Genomic DNA, 14,547 nt, shown 5'->3' with positions numbered 1-14,547 from the left:
CAGGGGTATTCCATTAGAATGCACCACCACGCTGAACGAGAGATAAGGGTAAAACTATGGTTGATTGTGTCGTTAAAGATTGGCAAGGTCAGGAAGCAGGCACTGCCTCTCTAGATCTAAAAGTGGCAAGTGAAGCAAATGCTGCCCACATTGTTCATCGTGCTCTGACGCGCCAGTTGGCAAATGTACGCCAGGGGACGGCTTCTACGAAAACTCGTGCTGAAGTCAGGGGTGGTGGACGTAAGCCTTGGCGGCAAAAAGGTACAGGGCGTGCCCGTGCTGGGTCTAATCGGTCGCCACTATGGCGGGGTGGTGGCGTAATCTTTGGGCCTAAGCCGAGAGATTACACCATCAAAATGAACCGCAAAGAGCGGCGTTTGGCGCTTCGGACAGCCTTACAAAGTCGGTTTGAAGATTTGGTGGTCGTGCAAGACTTTGCTGAAAAGTTGCCTCGTCCAAAAACGAAGGAAGTAGTTAAAGCGCTGGCAGGTTGGGGTATTGCACCTAGAGCGAAAGTTCTACTCATCGTTGCTGAACGTAATGACAACGTTTACTTATCCGCTCGCAACATTGACAACCTCCGCATGATTTCCGCCAGTAATTTGAACATCTTTGATTTGCTCGCCGCCGATCATATCGTTGCTACAGCATCGGCTCTTACAAAAATTCAGGAGGTCTACGGTGACTAACTACAATGCTGGCGCTCTTGCCGATTTGGTGCGTCGCCCAATCGTGACCGAGAAAGCGACTCTCCTACTGGAGAACAATCAATATACGTTCGAGGTGGACCCCAGAGCCAAAAAGCCGGAAATCAAAGCGGCGATCGAGACTCTGTTTGAAGTCAAAGTAGTCAACGTTAGCACTCAAAATCCTCCTCGAAAAGCACGTCGTGTTGGTAAATTTGCGGGTCATCGTCCGCATTATAAACGGGCGATCGTTACCTTAGCGACTGGAGATTCCATCACGCTCTTCCCAGAAGTTTAATGTGTAGCAGGCATTCCTGCTCGTGAAGCTTGAACGCTAAAGTTTGACCCCTTATATCGCGAAAATCCCCAAGAGCTTAACTTATGGGCATCCGTATTTATCGACCAATGACCCCCGGTACGCGTACCCGCACGGTCTCTGCCTTTTCTGAAATCACCAAAAGCGAACCAGAAAAGTCTCTAACGCATTCAAAGCATCGTCCTAAAGGGCGTAACAATAGAGGCGTGATCACGTGTCGTCATCGGGGCGGTGGGCATAAACGCCTTTACCGGGTGATTGACTTCAAGCGTGATAAGCACAACATTCCCGCTAAAGTCGTCGCGATTGAATACGATCCCAACCGTAATGCACGGATCGCGTTGGTCTTTTATCAGGATGGTGAAAAGCGGTACATTCTTCATCCAGCTAACCTGCCGGTTGGTACAATCATCCGATCCGGCCCCGATTCCCCCTTTGAAGTGGGCAACGCCATGCCGCTGGGTAGCGTTCCATTAGGAACACTCGTTCATAATGTTGAGCTGGTTCCTGGTAAGGGCGGACAAATTGTACGTGCTGCTGGTGCAAGTGCCCAAGTGGCTGCGAAAGAGGGCAACTTTGTCACGCTGAAGTTACCGTCTGGTGAGGTTCGCCTTATTCGCCGTGAGTGTTATGCCACGATCGGTGCTGTCGGTAATGCGGACATCCGCAACACCAGCTTTGGTAAAGCGGGTCGCAAGCGCTGGAAGGGACGTCGCCCACAAGTGAGAGGTAGCGTCATGAACCCAGTGGATCATCCCCATGGTGGTGGTGAGGGTCGGGCACCGATCGGTCGCTCCGGTCCTGTAACACCTTGGGGTAAGCCAACCCTGGGCTACAAAACTCGTAAGAAGAAGAAGTTGAGCAACGCCTTGATTGTGCGTCGTCGTCGGAAGTCTTCTAAACGAGGCAGAGGCGGTCGGGATTCATAAATGACTGGGGGAAATTAGAACTATGGCTCGCTCACTAAAAAAAGGACCCTTCGTTGCTGATCACCTGCTCAGCAAGATTGAGGCACTCAATGTTAAAGGTGACAAGCAGGTGATCAAAACCTGGTCTCGTGCGTCTACCATTTTGCCTCAAATGATCGGTCACACAATCGCAGTGCATAACGGGCGGCAGCACGTCCCGGTCTACGTTACTGAGCAGATGGTTGGGCACAAGCTGGGAGAATTTGCTCCCACTCGGACGTTTCGTAGTCACGCTGGTGGCGATAAAAAAGCGCGTCGATAAAATTGGGCGATTGGTTAATCGCTTCTGCTAAAGGAAAAATGTATGGCTATTGACACCACCACTGAAGTTAAAGCGATCGCTCGTTATGTCCGCATGTCTCCTCACAAGGTTCGGCGTGTGCTTGACCAGATTCGAGGGCGTTCGTACCGGGAAGCGCTCATCATTCTAGAATTCATGCCGTATCGCGCATGTGAGCCAGTACTCAAAGTACTGCGATCGGCAGCTGCTAATGCTGAGCATAACGAAGGGTTGAGTCGAGCGGAACTGTTGGTCAGTCAAGCCTTTGCCGACCAGGGTCCCTCGCTAAAGCGCTTCCGACCTAGAGCGCAGGGCCGTGCTTATCAGATTCGGAAGCCCACCTGCCACATCACCATCACAGTGGCTCCAGGCACTGCCGCTGAGTAGGTTAACCAGTCACTCGATTTTCAATAGCTGCCTACAGCCACCGCTGACACCCTACTGCTTTTATTTAGAGGACGCATTCGTGGGACAAAAAATTCATCCAACTGGGTTCCGCTTGGGCATTACCCAAGAACACCGTTCTCGCTGGTTCGGTGACCATAAGCGTTACCCTGAACTGCTACAAGAGGACTATAAAATCCGTCGTTTTGTAGAAAAGAATCTTAGCAGCGCAGGGATTTCGGAAGTACGGATTGAACGCAAAGCCGATCAAATTGATCTGGAAGTGCGTACTGCTCGTCCTGGCGTTGTAGTGGGTAGAGGCGGTACCGGCATTGAATCTTTGCGGGCAAGCTTGCAGGCTGTTCTAGGCGGGGGCGATCGTCAGATTCGGATCAACGTCGTTGAAGTAGCGCGGGTCGATGCCGATGCTGCACTCATTGGAGAATACATTGCTCAGCAGCTAGAGCGGCGAGTTTCGTTCCGTCGGGTTGTGCGTCAAGCTATCCAGCGTGCGCAACGGGCTGGTATTGAGGGCATTAAAGTGCAGGTCAGTGGTCGCTTGAATGGTGCTGAAATCGCTCGTCCTGAGTGGACACGTGAAGGCCGGGTGCCCTTGCATACCCTACGGGCTGATATTGATTATGCCTACTGCACCGCTCAAACGATCTACGGCACGTTAGGCATTAAAGTTTGGATTTTCAAGGGTGAGATTATTCCTGGACAAGAGCAGGAGCCCGCTCCTACGAATAACCAACCGCGCCGCCGTCAACAGCGCCGCCGTCAACAGTTTGAAGATCGATCGAATGAGGGATAAGGGATGAGGGATGAGGGATGAATGAATCTCCTCAGCTCCTGACTCCTGGCTCCTGGCTCCTGAATTCTCAAGGTATTGAGTCATGTTAAGTCCAAGAAGAACAAAATTTCGGAAACAGCAGCGCGGACGAATGAGCGGTCTGGCGACTCGTGGCAACGAGCTTAACTTTGGCGAGTTTGGCTTGCAGGCGCAGGAGCCTTCCTGGATTACGTCTCGTCAGATTGAAGCCAGCCGTCGTGCGATGACTCGTTACATCCGTCGGGGCGGCAAAATTTGGATTCGGATCTTCCCCGATAAGCCCATCACAATGAGACCCGCTGAAACTCGGATGGGTTCCGGTAAGGGGGCTCCCGAATTCTGGGTGGCAGTTGTTAAACCTGGTCGGATTATGTTTGAAATTTCTGGCGTACCTGAGGCAACGGCAAGAGAGGCTATGCGTCTTGCCTCGTTCAAACTGCCCATTAAAACTAAGTTTATTAACCGTGCTACGGAGGAGTCCTAAGTCATGCCTCTTCCTAAGATTAGTGAAGTCCGCGATTTGAGTGATCAGGAGCTTACAGAACAGATCGTAGCGACGAAACGCCAATTGTTTGAGTTGCGTTTTCAGAAAGGCACCCGCCAACTTGATAAGTCCCACCGCTTTAAGCACACCCGTCATCGTTTAGCTCAATTGCTAACGCTTGAGAACGAGCGAGCGTTAAAGCAAAAGGATGAAGGTTGAAAACCCAAGGCTAAGCACCATAGAGGGTTGCCAGCAGCCTAAAAGAGCTGAAAGCCCTCGTCCTTTACCTTTCCTTTTTTATCCTTTACCTTTTCCCGGAGACGTCCCATGGCAGTAAAAGAGAGAGTTGGCTTAGTCGTCAGCGACAAGATGGAAAAAACGATCGTGGTAGCAGTGGAAAGCCGCTCTGCTCACCCCAAATACGGCAAGATCGTGGCGCGAACCAAGCGCTATAAGGCGCACGATGAAGAGAACAAATGCCATGTGGGCGATCGCGTGCGCATTCAGGAAACGAGACCCCTTAGTGCTACAAAGCGCTGGATCGTGACCGACGTTATTACTACAGCGGCTCAAGCATAGTCGGAGGAATCCATGATCCAACAAGAGTCTTACCTGAATGTGGCGGATAACAGCGGTGCCCGAAAGCTGATGTGTATTCGTGTCATTGGTGGCGGCAACCGCCGCTACGGCGGTGTCGGTGATATCATCATCGCGGTCGTAAAAGACGCGATCCCCAATATGGCCGTTAAAAAATCTGACGTGGTGCGTGCCGTGATCGTTCGCACTCGTAAGGGTCTGCGTCGTGACAGCGGTATGAGTATCCGCTTCGATGATAATGCCGCCGTCCTGATTAATAACGATGGCAACCCTAGAGGTACGCGTGTCTTTGGTCCTGTTGCCCGTGAGCTACGTGATAAAAACTTTACTAAAATCGTCTCCCTTGCGCCGGAGGTTCTGTAATGACCAAGGTTAAACCAACCGCAGTACGCCACAAACTCCATGTTAAAAAAGGCGACACCGTTCAAATCATTGCTGGCAGTGACAAAGGAAAGGTGGGCGAGGTGTTACAAACGAACCCCAAGACGAGCAAAGTTGTGGTCAAGGGTGTCAACATCCGCACCAAGCACGTTAAGCCTCAACAGGAAGGCGAGTCAGGACAAATCGTCTCAAGTGAAGCTCCTATCCATAGCTCTAACGTGATGCTTTACTCTGAGAAGCAAAAAGTTGCTAGTCGCGTTTGCTATACCTTCGATGCTGACGGGCGCAAAGTACGCATGCTCAAAAAGACTGGCGAGACCATCGATTAATCACTACTATTCATTTCCCTGACCCAGCCCAGGGGCGCTTAAGGAACGACGACTATGGCAGAACGACTCAAGACTCACTATCAGGAAAAAATTGTTCCAAAACTAATGGAGCAATTTAGCTATACAAATATCCATCAGGTTCCAAAAGTTATCAAAGTGACCGTGAATCGAGGGATGGGCGAAGCAGCTCAGAATGCCAAGGCGCTAGAAGCGTCGTTGGCTGAGATTAGTCTGATCACCGGGCAAAAGCCGGTTGTCACACGAGCAAAGAAAGCGATCGCTGGCTTCAAGATTCGTCAGGGTATGCCCGTCGGCATCATGGTGACGCTTCGATCAGCACGCATGTATGCTTTTCTTGACCGTCTTATCAATCTCACTCTGCCACGCATTAGAGATTTTCGTGGGATTAGCCCCAAAAGCTTCGATGGGCGGGGAAATTACACATTGGGCTTGCGCGAACAGCTCATTTTCCCAGAAGTTGAGTATGACAGCGTTGACCAAGTACGTGGTATGGACATTTCAATCATTACCACTGCGAATACCGATGAGGAGGGTCGCGCTTTGCTGAAAGAACTGGGCATGCCCTTCCGGGATAACTAAGGCAGCTTTATCAAGGGAAAACTATGGCGGCACACGACACTATTTCAGACATGCTGACGCGGATTCGAAATGCGAACCTGGCACGTCATCAAACGACCGAAGTTCCATCCACTAAGATGACCCGCAGCATTGCCAAGGTCTTAAAGGATGAAGGCTTCATAGCTGACTTCGCCGAAGCAGGTGAGGGCGTTAAGCAGAATTTGGTCATTGCTCTGAAGTATAGAGGCAAAACGAAGCGACCAATTATCACAACCTTGCGACGCGTTAGCAAGCCAGGATTTCGAGTTTACTCCAATCGGCGGGAATTACCCCGGGTCTTGGGTGGAATTGGCATTGCCATTATTTCTACCTCAAACGGGATTATGACCGATCGCGAGGCACGTCAAACCGGATTGGGTGGTGAAGTGCTGTGCTACATCTGGTAAGCCAGTTGTCAGTCTCTTGGCGATTAGTTTTTAGATCACTAAACAGCTAGCAACTAACAACTAACAACTGTTTTAAGTAGGAGTAGTCAGTTATGTCTCGTATTGGCAAGCGCCCCATTGATATTCCCGGCAAAGTGACTATAGACATTGATGGGCAGTCTGTCACGGTTAAGGGACCGAAAGGCGAACTTTCCAGAGTTTTACCGGGTGAGGTCGCGATCGTCCAGGAGGGAGAAACTCTGTTGGTCACCCGTCAAGATGAATCCCGCGCAGCGCGGCAACGTCATGGTCTCTGCCGTACATTGGTTGCCAACATGGTGGAAGGGGTTTCGCAGGGGTTTCAGCGCCGCCTCGAAATCCAAGGAGTTGGCTATCGTGCCCAAGTTCAGGGTCGAAATTTAATCTTGAACGTGGGTTATAGCAAGCCTGTTGAAGTTGAGCCTCCTACGGGTATCCAAGTAGCGGTAGAAAACAACACCAATGTTGTTGTGAGCGGCATTGATAAAGAGATCGTTGGCAACACAGCGGCCCGCATTCGTGCTGTTCGACCACCAGAACCTTACAAGGGCAAGGGTATTCGCTATGCCGGTGAAGCGGTAAGACGCAAAGTTGGTAAGGCAGGGAAGAAGTAACCATGAAATTAACTCGTAAAGAATCAACACGTCGTCGTCATAGTCGGGTTCGACGTCGCGTCACGGGAACATCGGAGCGGCCTCGTTTGGCCATTTTTCGGTCAAATCAGCATATTTATGCTCAAGTGATCGATGACACTCTGCAACATACTCTGGCAGCGGCTTCTACACTTGATCCCGATCTGAAGGTTTCCTTGGACTCTGGCTCCAACTGTGATGCCTCAATTGAGGTTGGCAAGTTGGTTGCCCAACGTTCATTGGCTAAAGGTATCAAGCAGGTTGTCTTCGATCGCGGTGGCAGTCTTTATCACGGTCGAGTGAAGGCGTTGGCTGATGCCGCTCGTGAAGCTGGACTCGTTTTCTAATCGTTGTTTACTGTTAGTGATTAGCCCTTCGCTATGCATTAACAATTAGCAACCAACAACTAACTTGGAGTAGATATGGCAAAGGGTCGTAAAAGTCCTAAGAGTCGGGAAAAGGAAACAGACTGGCAGGAGCGAGTTGTGCAAATTCGCCGCGTTACCAAAGTCGTCAAAGGCGGTAAAAAACTTAGCTTCCGGGCGATCGTAGTCGTTGGTAACGAGCGCGGTCAAGTCGGAGTGGGTGTAGGCAAGGCCAGCGACGTCATCGGTGCCGTTAAGAAAGGGGTTGCTGACGGTAAGAAGCATTTGGTCGATGTGCCGCTTACCAAATCCAACTCAATTCCTCATCCAGCCAATGGTACGGGCGGCGGTGCAAAAATCATGATGCGCCCAGCAGCACCAGGTACAGGTGTAATTGCCGGGGGAGCCGTGCGCACCGTCTTAGAGCTTGCCGGGGTGCGCAACGTTCTAGCGAAACAGCTTGGTTCTGGTAATCCTCTGAATAACGCAAGAGCAACTGTTAACGCACTTGAAACGTTACGCACGTTTGCTGATGTCGCTGAAGAGCGTGGCGTTCCGATTGAAAACCTCTACGCTTGAGCAGTGATTAGTGCTTAGTTGTTGTTTTTTAGAGAAGACTAAAACCGATAACGAACCGCTAATAGCTAACAACTAACAACCAGGTAAGACTATGAGACTTGATGACATTGCGCCACAAGATGGCTCTAAAAAGCGCTCTCGCCGCGTGGGTCGTGGGATTGCGGCTGGTCAAGGGGCAAGCTGCGGTTTTGGCATGCGCGGGCAAAAATCTCGATCGGGCCGTCCGACTCGTCCTGGCTTTGAGGGTGGACAGATCCCGTTATACCGACGGCTTCCAAAGCTGAAGCACTTTCCGCTAGTGAATCGCACTAATTACACCATTATTAACGTTGGCGCCCTGTCCTCGCTTCCTGCCAATACAGATGTCACGCTCACATCGCTGATTGAGGCAGGCATTGTCACTAACGATGATGGTCCACTAAAGCTGCTGGGTGATGGCGAGGTGACGGCACCACTTACAGTGCGAGCATCTGCTTTTAGTGCGTCTGCTCGCGCTAAGATTGAAGCAGCCAAGGGAACTTGCGAACTGCTTAGCTCAGCTTCGGATGCTATTGAGTGACGGCCTCATCTGGTTACTTAACTGGCGACTCAGAGTCAGAGTCTAGCTCCATCTGAGACAGACAGATGTGCATGATAGTCTAAAAAGCTCTGTACTTGAATAACGTACACGTAGAGGAACTGCTTCATGGATAGTAGTCGAGATAGAACGCCAAGTGCGCAGGAAACATTTGCTCAGATGGCTCAAGCTGCTGGTTTGCGAGGTCGTATTCTCCTTACCGTCGGTATGCTGATCTTGATTCGTTTGGGGATGTTTCTACCTCTACCAGGAATTGACAGAGCGGCTTTTGGTCAAAGCATTCAAAATAGTCCTTTGATTGGCTTTTTAAACGTGTTCTCAGGTGGTGGCATTGCTGCATTGGGGATCTTTGCACTTGGCATTCTGCCTTATATCAATGCGTCTATTATTCTTCAACTTTTAACGTCTGCGCTGCCTGCACTGGAAAACTTGCAGAAGAATGAAGGTGAAGCTGGACGCCGCAAGATTTCACAGATTACCCGCTATGTCTCATTGGGATGGGCGATCGTTCAAAGTGTTGGCATCGCCGTCTGGGTTCGCCCATACGCTGAGAATTGGGGACCTTTATTTATTACACAAACTGTTCTGGCGTTGACTGCCGGTTCAATGTTCGTGATGTGGGTTGGCGAGTTGATAACTGAGCGGGGTATTGGTAATGGTGCTTCCTTGCTGATTTTTGTCAACATCGTTTCTAGCTTACCTACGTCTGTTGGTCAAACCTTGGAGCTAGCTCAAAGTGGCGATCGTAGCGTAGTCAGTGGCGTTGTCATGCTCCTGGTCGTCTTCTTAGTCATGATTGTAGGCATTGTCTTTGTTCAGGAAGGTAGCCGTCGTATTCCAATCATCTCAGCACGTCGCCAAGTCGGACGGCGCACTTATATGGAGCGGAATAGTTACCTACCGCTACGACTGAATCAAGGTGGTGTTATGCCGATTATTTTTGCTTCTGCTGTGTTGGTTCTGCCCATAACCCTGGCTCAGTTTACGAAAAATGATCTGGCGATACAGGTAGCTAACTATCTCAGCCCAAATGGCACCGCACCTTGGGTTCATGCAGGGCTTTACCTGCTTTTGATCCTCTTTTTTAGCTACTTTTATGCCTCTTTAGTTGTTAATCCTGTTGACATGTCTCAAAATCTGAAGAAAATGGGGGCCAGCATCCCAGGTATTCGACCAGGTAAAGCAACCAGTGACTATATCGAGCGTGTCTTAAATCGCCTCACGTTTTTAGGCGCTATTTTTCTGGGTATGGTGGCAATTGTCCCTACTGCAGTAGAGGGCGCTACTAACGTGAGAACGTTTCAAGGCATTGGAGCTACCTCTTTGCTGATTCTAGTTGGCGTTGCGATCGACACTGCTAAGCAAGTGCAAACTTATGTCATCTCTCAGCGCTACGAAGGGATGGTGAAACAATAGTGGCTCGTCTCATTTTTCTCGGTGCTCCTGGGGCTGGTAAGGGAACTCAAGCGAAGGCATTAGCAACGTTGGGACAGATTCCTCATATCTCTACGGGCGATATTCTACGTGGAGCAGTTGCTCAGAAAACACCGCTAGGTCTAAAAGCGCAATCCTATATGGATCAGGGGAATCTTGTGCCTGATCAGCTTGTCATTGCTCTAATTAAAGAGCGCTTGAGCCAGCATGATGCCCAGAAGGGATGGATTTTGGACGGGTTTCCCCGCAATGCAACACAGGCATCTTTTTTAGACGAGCTGCTTGTTGAGATCGATCAAACATATGGCTGTGCAGTCAATTTAGAAGTTCCTGACGATGTACTTGTACAGCGTATGCTGGGTCGCGGACGTCAGGACGACACGGAAGTGGTGATTCGAAGACGTTTACAGGTCTACCACGATCAGACTGCCCCGCTGATTGATTTTTACCAGAGTCGGCAGAAGTTGGTATCGATCGATGGCAACGTTTCTCCCGAGGCAGTAACAGATGAGCTTAGAAAGCTTCTTTAGTAGGCGAAATCTCTCAAAGGCACTCCTAACTGAAAATCTTGTAATGATTTAGTTATAGATGTATTCCAGCTTAGTAGTAGACTTAAGCGCTTTCAGCAAATCTTATCGCCACCTTCTATCTAGCGCTCTTTATATCCACAACTACGCCAGATATGCTGTACTGAGATTGGATGATTTAGACTTAAGGAAGGAATGGCCTATCGCGCAAGTGGTTAAGGTTTCGTAATCGTTGATTTTTGGAGGAGATCGAATTGTCAAAACAAGACCTGATTGAAATGGAGGGTACAGTGACCGAGTCACTACCTAATGCAATGTTTCGAGTCAATTTGGACAATGGATTCAATGTTTTAGCCCATATTTCCGGCAAGATTCGGCGTAACTATATCAAGATCCTGCCTGGCGATCGGGTCAAAGTAGAGTTGACACCCTACGACCTAACCAAAGGTCGCATTACGTATCGGTTACGCAATAAAAAATAACTCTTTTGAACGTCACAGACCCTGATTTAAGCAGATGTAAAGCTCCAAGGCGTTTGACAATACTTGTTAAAGCTTGATAGAATGTTTTGTTTGTAATAGTGGCGAGATGAGGCATGAAAGTTCGGGCGTCTGTTCGTAAGATTTGTGAAAAGTGTCGCGTTATCCGTCGTCGCGGCAGAGTCATGGTGATTTGCCCTAACCCAAAGCATAAGCAGCGTCAGGGATAGGCATCTGTATCTGCCACACATGGCGATACTAACGGATAAAAGTTGAAGTTTAAGCAGTAGAAGACTGGGAGAGAAAAGCGTGGCACGGATTGCCGGAGTAGACTTACCTCGTGATAAGAGGATCGAGATTGGTCTGACATACATTTATGGAATTGGTCTGACCCGTTCCAAGGACGTTTTGAAAGCAACTGGCGTTAATCCAGATACCCGCGTTAAGGATCTGAGTGACGCTGACGTTTCATTGCTCCGAGAGGAAGTTGAAGAGAATTACCAAATTGAAGGTGATTTAAGACGGCTTGAGTCGATGAACATTAAGCGATTGATGGACATTGGCACATATCGTGGTCGCCGTCATCGACTTGGTCTTCCTGTCCGTGGTCAGCGAACTCGCACAAACGCGCGTACCAGGCGTGGTGGGCGTCGCACCGTCGCCGGTAAGAAAAAGGCACCTAGTAAGAAGTAGCTGTCTTCAATAACCTTGTATTTCGAAGAAATGGCTTTGCTTTGGCTGCAAATGCAGATTTCAAATACATTCAGCTATTAGTCTCTTAGCGCTGATTTTGATCAAACTTTTGGCCAATTACGTTAACACCACATTAGAGAACTGAACATGGCTCGACAACCAGCTCGAAAAACCGGAGCACGTAAGCAGAAGAAGAATGTCCCGAGCGGTGTGGCTTACATTCAATCGACTTTCAACAACACTATCGTTACGATCTCGGACACCAATGGTGAAGTCATATCATGGGCTTCTGCTGGCTCAAGTGGTTTCAAAGGTGCCAAAAAGGGAACACCTTTTGCAGCGCAGACAGCTGCGGAGAGTGCTGCTCGCAGGGCTGCCGATCAGGGGATGCGTCAGCTTGAAGTCATGGTTAGTGGACCGGGTGCTGGTCGAGAAACAGCAATCCGTGCGTTGCAAGGCTCTGGCTTAGAGATTACGCTGATACGCGATGTGACACCAATTCCACACAACGGTTGTCGCCCTCCGAAGCGACGTCGAGTTTAAGAAGAGTTGACTCAATATATCTGGTTCAAGTCAGCTCGAGAACCGTGATGTTTGAATATTACCCTGTCTTATATTCCCCAGAAGATTTGTACGTTCAGAGTTAAGTCGGTAAGGCGTTTGCCTGTCACTAAGAAGCGGAGAGGTTGCTACATGGCACAGTTTCAGGTCGAATGCGTTGAGTCTAAAACGGAGCGGGATCAAAGCCAGAATAGCAGATTTGTCATTGAACCGCTGGAGCGTGGGCAGGGCATTACGTTAGGCAATGCTTTGAGGCGTGTGCTGCTTTCTAACTTAGAAGGAGCAGCAGTGACAGCTGTCCGGATTGCGGGAGTGAATCACGAATTCGCTACCATTCCAGGCGTGCGTGAGGACGTGCTTGATATCTTGCTCAATATGAAGAAAATCGTCCTCAAAAGTTATTCCTCTCAACCTCAGATCGGTCGGTTGTTGGCTCAAGGACCCGCAACTGTTACGGCAGACCAATTTGATCTTCCATCTGAAGTGGAACTGGTTGATCCCAATCAGTATGTTGCTACCCTCTCAGCCGGTGCAACATTGGAAATGGAGTTTAGGATTGAGCGGGGCAAAGGCTACCGTACGGTAGAAAGAGGGCGGGACGAGACAACGGCTTTAGACTTCCTCCAGATTGATTCACTCTTTATGCCAGTTCGTAAGGTGAATTACACGGTAGAAGATGGTAGAAGCGGTGGTTTAATCGAACGAGACCGTTTGATTATGGAAATTTCGACGAATGGCAGCTTGACCCCTCAAGAGGCGTTGAGTCAGGCAGCAAATATTCTGGTCGACCTATTTAATCCCCTTAAAGAAATCACCTTTGAGCCCTCGGATGATGATGAAGGGGACGAGGAGAATCCAGCAAATCAGATTCCGATCGAGGAACTCCAGCTTTCAGTCCGCGCTTACAACTGCTTGAAGCGAGCTCAAATCAACTCTGTAGCGGATTTATTGGACTACAGCCAAGAAGATTTGCTTGAGATCAAAAACTTTGGCCAAAAATCGGCTGAAGAGGTTGTTGAAGCCTTACAGCAGCGTTTAGGCATTACGCTACCGCAGGAAAAAACCTCAAAATCTAGCTAGTAGTTAACCTTTTTCGCTTACAAAGGTCTGATAACTCGTTCCTTAAACTTATTAACTCAAAGTGAAGTCTCATGCGCCACCGCTGTCGTGTTCCTCTACTTAGTAAACCTGCTGACCAACGTCGTGCGTTGTTGCGATCACTGACCACGGAGCTGATTCGTAATGGTCGCATTAAAACGACCAAAACTCGTGCTCGTGCTGTTCGTTCCGAGGCCGATCGCATGATTACACTTGCTAAAGACGGCTCACTCGCAGCACGTCGACAGGCGTTAGGCTATTTGTTCGACAAGCAATTAGTGCACGCACTGTTTGAGCAAGCAGCGTCTCGCTACGGCGATCGCAATGGCGGCTACACCCGCATTATTCGTACTGTTCACCGCCGCGGCGACAACGCTGAGATGGCAATCATTGAGCTAACCTGATTCCATGCCGTCTTCTGCGCCCCTGCCAACCCAACGAGTTGCCCTAGTGATTCAATACCTAGGTACTCATTTTCATGGATGGCAGCGACAACCGCAACACCGAACCGTCCAAGAAGAAATCGAAACAGTTTTGGAGACGGTTCTGCAGCATCCCGTTCGTATCCATGCGGCAGGTCGAACCGATTCTGGTGTTCATGCAGCCGCTCAGGTAGCCCACTTTGATGCTCCCTCGCACATTCCGGCTTCTCGTTGGTCATCGATTCTCAATGCTCGCATGCCAAAGGACATCCTGATTCGTGCCTCAGCTACAGTCAGTTCGACTTGGCATGCCAGGTTCTCTGCGATCTGGCGGCGCTACCGCTACACGCTGTATACCGATCCTCGCCCTAATCTATTTATCCGCCCATTTGCATGGCATTACTACTACGAGCCGCTGAATGAATCGTTGATTCGAGAAGCTCTTTCCCCTATGGTTGGACGCCACCATCTTTCAGCCTTCCATCGTGCTGGGTCGGATCGTCCCCACTCTTGGGTAGACGTGCAAGCGGCAGAATGTAAGCGTGAAGGCTCCCTAATTTATATTGAGATGCAGGCAAGTGGTTTCCTCTATGGCATGATGCGTCTCTTAGTAGGAATGTTGGTGCAAGTAGGACGGGGAGTACGATCACCCATTAGCTTTACTGAAGTCTGGGAAAAGGAGCATCGAGAGCAGGTGAAGTATGCCGCTCCACCACAAGGCTTGTGCTTGCTGCGAGTTGGCTATCCAGAGTTTCCGTTTCCACCCGATGTTTGGTACGACACCCAGCCTGCATTCAGTCTACAGGCATTTCCTGAACGACTGCCTGTGACCTAAAAACCTGCCTTAACGTTATTCCTTTACGTTTTGTCCATCACCCTT

Annotated in this window: 26 protein-coding genes; all 26 read left to right on the top strand. The window is 49.6% G+C overall.

Annotation, left to right across the window (positions count from 1 at the left end; all coding sequences use genetic code 11):
• Positions 1 to 56 precede the first annotated feature (56 nt).
• A complete protein-coding gene (rplD, locus tag C7B82_RS12070) occupies positions 57 to 689 on the top strand; it encodes a 50S ribosomal protein L4 (protein ID WP_106256537.1) in 633 nt (210 codons plus the stop codon).
• Entirely contained in the window at positions 682 to 984 is a 303-nt protein-coding gene (locus C7B82_RS12065) for a 50S ribosomal protein L23 (protein WP_106256536.1), read from the top strand. Before rplD ends, C7B82_RS12065 begins: the two co-directional genes overlap by 8 nt.
• Before the next feature lie 83 nt (positions 985 to 1,067).
• Positions 1,068 to 1,931: a 50S ribosomal protein L2 gene (gene rplB, locus C7B82_RS12060; protein ID WP_106256535.1), complete on the top strand. Its 864-nt coding sequence runs from the start codon at positions 1,068 to 1,070 to the stop codon at positions 1,929 to 1,931.
• A 22-nt stretch (positions 1,932 to 1,953) separates the two neighbouring features.
• Complete coding sequence (gene rpsS, locus C7B82_RS12055) at positions 1,954 to 2,232, top strand: 30S ribosomal protein S19 (protein ID WP_106256534.1); 279 nt, start codon at positions 1,954 to 1,956, stop codon at positions 2,230 to 2,232.
• A gap of 42 nt (positions 2,233 to 2,274) precedes the next feature.
• Entirely contained in the window at positions 2,275 to 2,637 is a 363-nt protein-coding gene (gene rplV, locus C7B82_RS12050) for a 50S ribosomal protein L22 (protein ID WP_106256533.1), read from the top strand.
• 79 nt (positions 2,638 to 2,716) lie between these two features.
• Positions 2,717 to 3,448 (top strand): 30S ribosomal protein S3, encoded by a 732-nt coding sequence (gene rpsC, locus C7B82_RS12045; RefSeq protein WP_106256532.1) that lies wholly within the window; start codon positions 2,717 to 2,719, stop codon positions 3,446 to 3,448.
• An 82-nt stretch (positions 3,449 to 3,530) separates the two neighbouring features.
• Complete coding sequence (gene rplP / locus C7B82_RS12040; protein WP_106256531.1) at positions 3,531 to 3,950, top strand: 50S ribosomal protein L16; 420 nt, start codon at positions 3,531 to 3,533, stop codon at positions 3,948 to 3,950.
• Positions 3,951 to 3,953: 3 nt separating this feature from the next.
• Complete coding sequence (gene rpmC / locus C7B82_RS12035; RefSeq protein WP_106256530.1) at positions 3,954 to 4,169, top strand: 50S ribosomal protein L29; 216 nt, start codon at positions 3,954 to 3,956, stop codon at positions 4,167 to 4,169.
• A 108-nt stretch (positions 4,170 to 4,277) separates the two neighbouring features.
• The gene (gene rpsQ, locus C7B82_RS12030) at positions 4,278 to 4,529 is read left to right on the top strand and encodes a 30S ribosomal protein S17 (protein ID WP_106256529.1); all 252 of its coding nucleotides are present in this window, start codon (positions 4,278 to 4,280) and stop codon (positions 4,527 to 4,529) included.
• Positions 4,530 to 4,541: 12 nt separating this feature from the next.
• Positions 4,542 to 4,910: a 50S ribosomal protein L14 gene (gene rplN / locus C7B82_RS12025; RefSeq protein ID WP_106256528.1), complete on the top strand. Its 369-nt coding sequence runs from the start codon at positions 4,542 to 4,544 to the stop codon at positions 4,908 to 4,910.
• Positions 4,910 to 5,257 (top strand): 50S ribosomal protein L24, encoded by a 348-nt coding sequence (gene rplX, locus C7B82_RS12020; protein WP_106256527.1) that lies wholly within the window; start codon positions 4,910 to 4,912, stop codon positions 5,255 to 5,257. Before rplN ends, rplX begins: the two co-directional genes overlap by 1 nt.
• 54 nt (positions 5,258 to 5,311) lie before the next feature.
• Positions 5,312 to 5,857, top strand: coding sequence for a 50S ribosomal protein L5 (gene rplE, locus C7B82_RS12015; RefSeq protein ID WP_106256526.1), 546 nt, complete (start codon positions 5,312 to 5,314; stop codon positions 5,855 to 5,857).
• 23 nt (positions 5,858 to 5,880) lie between these two features.
• Entirely contained in the window at positions 5,881 to 6,282 is a 402-nt protein-coding gene (rpsH, locus tag C7B82_RS12010) for a 30S ribosomal protein S8 (protein WP_106256525.1), read from the top strand.
• Between the two features lie 92 nt (positions 6,283 to 6,374).
• On the top strand, positions 6,375 to 6,914 hold the full coding sequence (gene rplF / locus C7B82_RS12005; protein ID WP_106256524.1) for a 50S ribosomal protein L6: 540 nt from the start codon (positions 6,375 to 6,377) through the stop codon (positions 6,912 to 6,914).
• A 2-nt stretch (positions 6,915 to 6,916) separates the two neighbouring features.
• Positions 6,917 to 7,279, top strand: a complete 363-nt coding sequence (gene rplR, locus C7B82_RS12000; protein ID WP_106256523.1) for a 50S ribosomal protein L18 — start codon at positions 6,917 to 6,919, stop codon at positions 7,277 to 7,279.
• 75 nt (positions 7,280 to 7,354) lie between these two features.
• Positions 7,355 to 7,876 (top strand): 30S ribosomal protein S5, encoded by a 522-nt coding sequence (gene rpsE, locus C7B82_RS11995; protein WP_106256522.1) that lies wholly within the window; start codon positions 7,355 to 7,357, stop codon positions 7,874 to 7,876.
• 91 nt (positions 7,877 to 7,967) lie between these two features.
• The gene (gene rplO / locus C7B82_RS11990; RefSeq protein WP_106256521.1) at positions 7,968 to 8,435 is read left to right on the top strand and encodes a 50S ribosomal protein L15; all 468 of its coding nucleotides are present in this window, start codon (positions 7,968 to 7,970) and stop codon (positions 8,433 to 8,435) included.
• A 126-nt stretch (positions 8,436 to 8,561) separates the two neighbouring features.
• On the top strand, positions 8,562 to 9,869 hold the full coding sequence (gene secY / locus C7B82_RS11985) for a preprotein translocase subunit SecY (RefSeq protein WP_106256520.1): 1,308 nt from the start codon (positions 8,562 to 8,564) through the stop codon (positions 9,867 to 9,869).
• On the top strand, positions 9,869 to 10,417 hold the full coding sequence (locus C7B82_RS11980; RefSeq protein WP_106256519.1) for an adenylate kinase: 549 nt from the start codon (positions 9,869 to 9,871) through the stop codon (positions 10,415 to 10,417). Before secY ends, C7B82_RS11980 begins: the two co-directional genes overlap by 1 nt.
• Before the next feature lie 251 nt (positions 10,418 to 10,668).
• A complete protein-coding gene (gene infA, locus C7B82_RS11975) occupies positions 10,669 to 10,896 on the top strand; it encodes a translation initiation factor IF-1 (RefSeq protein WP_106256564.1) in 228 nt (75 codons plus the stop codon).
• A gap of 113 nt (positions 10,897 to 11,009) precedes the next feature.
• Complete coding sequence (gene rpmJ, locus C7B82_RS11970; protein ID WP_071777214.1) at positions 11,010 to 11,123, top strand: 50S ribosomal protein L36; 114 nt, start codon at positions 11,010 to 11,012, stop codon at positions 11,121 to 11,123.
• Between the two features lie 79 nt (positions 11,124 to 11,202).
• Positions 11,203 to 11,586, top strand: coding sequence for a 30S ribosomal protein S13 (gene rpsM / locus C7B82_RS11965; RefSeq protein WP_106256518.1), 384 nt, complete (start codon positions 11,203 to 11,205; stop codon positions 11,584 to 11,586).
• A gap of 147 nt (positions 11,587 to 11,733) precedes the next feature.
• Entirely contained in the window at positions 11,734 to 12,129 is a 396-nt protein-coding gene (gene rpsK, locus C7B82_RS11960) for a 30S ribosomal protein S11 (RefSeq protein WP_106256517.1), read from the top strand.
• A 150-nt stretch (positions 12,130 to 12,279) separates the two neighbouring features.
• On the top strand, positions 12,280 to 13,227 hold the full coding sequence (locus C7B82_RS11955) for a DNA-directed RNA polymerase subunit alpha (RefSeq protein ID WP_106256516.1): 948 nt from the start codon (positions 12,280 to 12,282) through the stop codon (positions 13,225 to 13,227).
• A gap of 71 nt (positions 13,228 to 13,298) precedes the next feature.
• Complete coding sequence (gene rplQ / locus C7B82_RS11950) at positions 13,299 to 13,649, top strand: 50S ribosomal protein L17 (RefSeq protein ID WP_106256515.1); 351 nt, start codon at positions 13,299 to 13,301, stop codon at positions 13,647 to 13,649.
• Positions 13,650 to 13,695: 46 nt separating this feature from the next.
• Entirely contained in the window at positions 13,696 to 14,502 is an 807-nt protein-coding gene (truA, locus tag C7B82_RS11945; protein ID WP_425443604.1) for a tRNA pseudouridine(38-40) synthase TruA, read from the top strand.
• Positions 14,503 to 14,547 lie beyond the last annotated feature (45 nt).

It is taken from the genome of Stenomitos frigidus ULC18 (assembly GCF_003003795.1).
GTDB lineage: Bacteria > Cyanobacteriota > Cyanobacteriia > Leptolyngbyales > Leptolyngbyaceae > Stenomitos > Stenomitos frigidus_A.
This window is presented reverse-complemented; position numbering and strand designations above follow the sequence as displayed.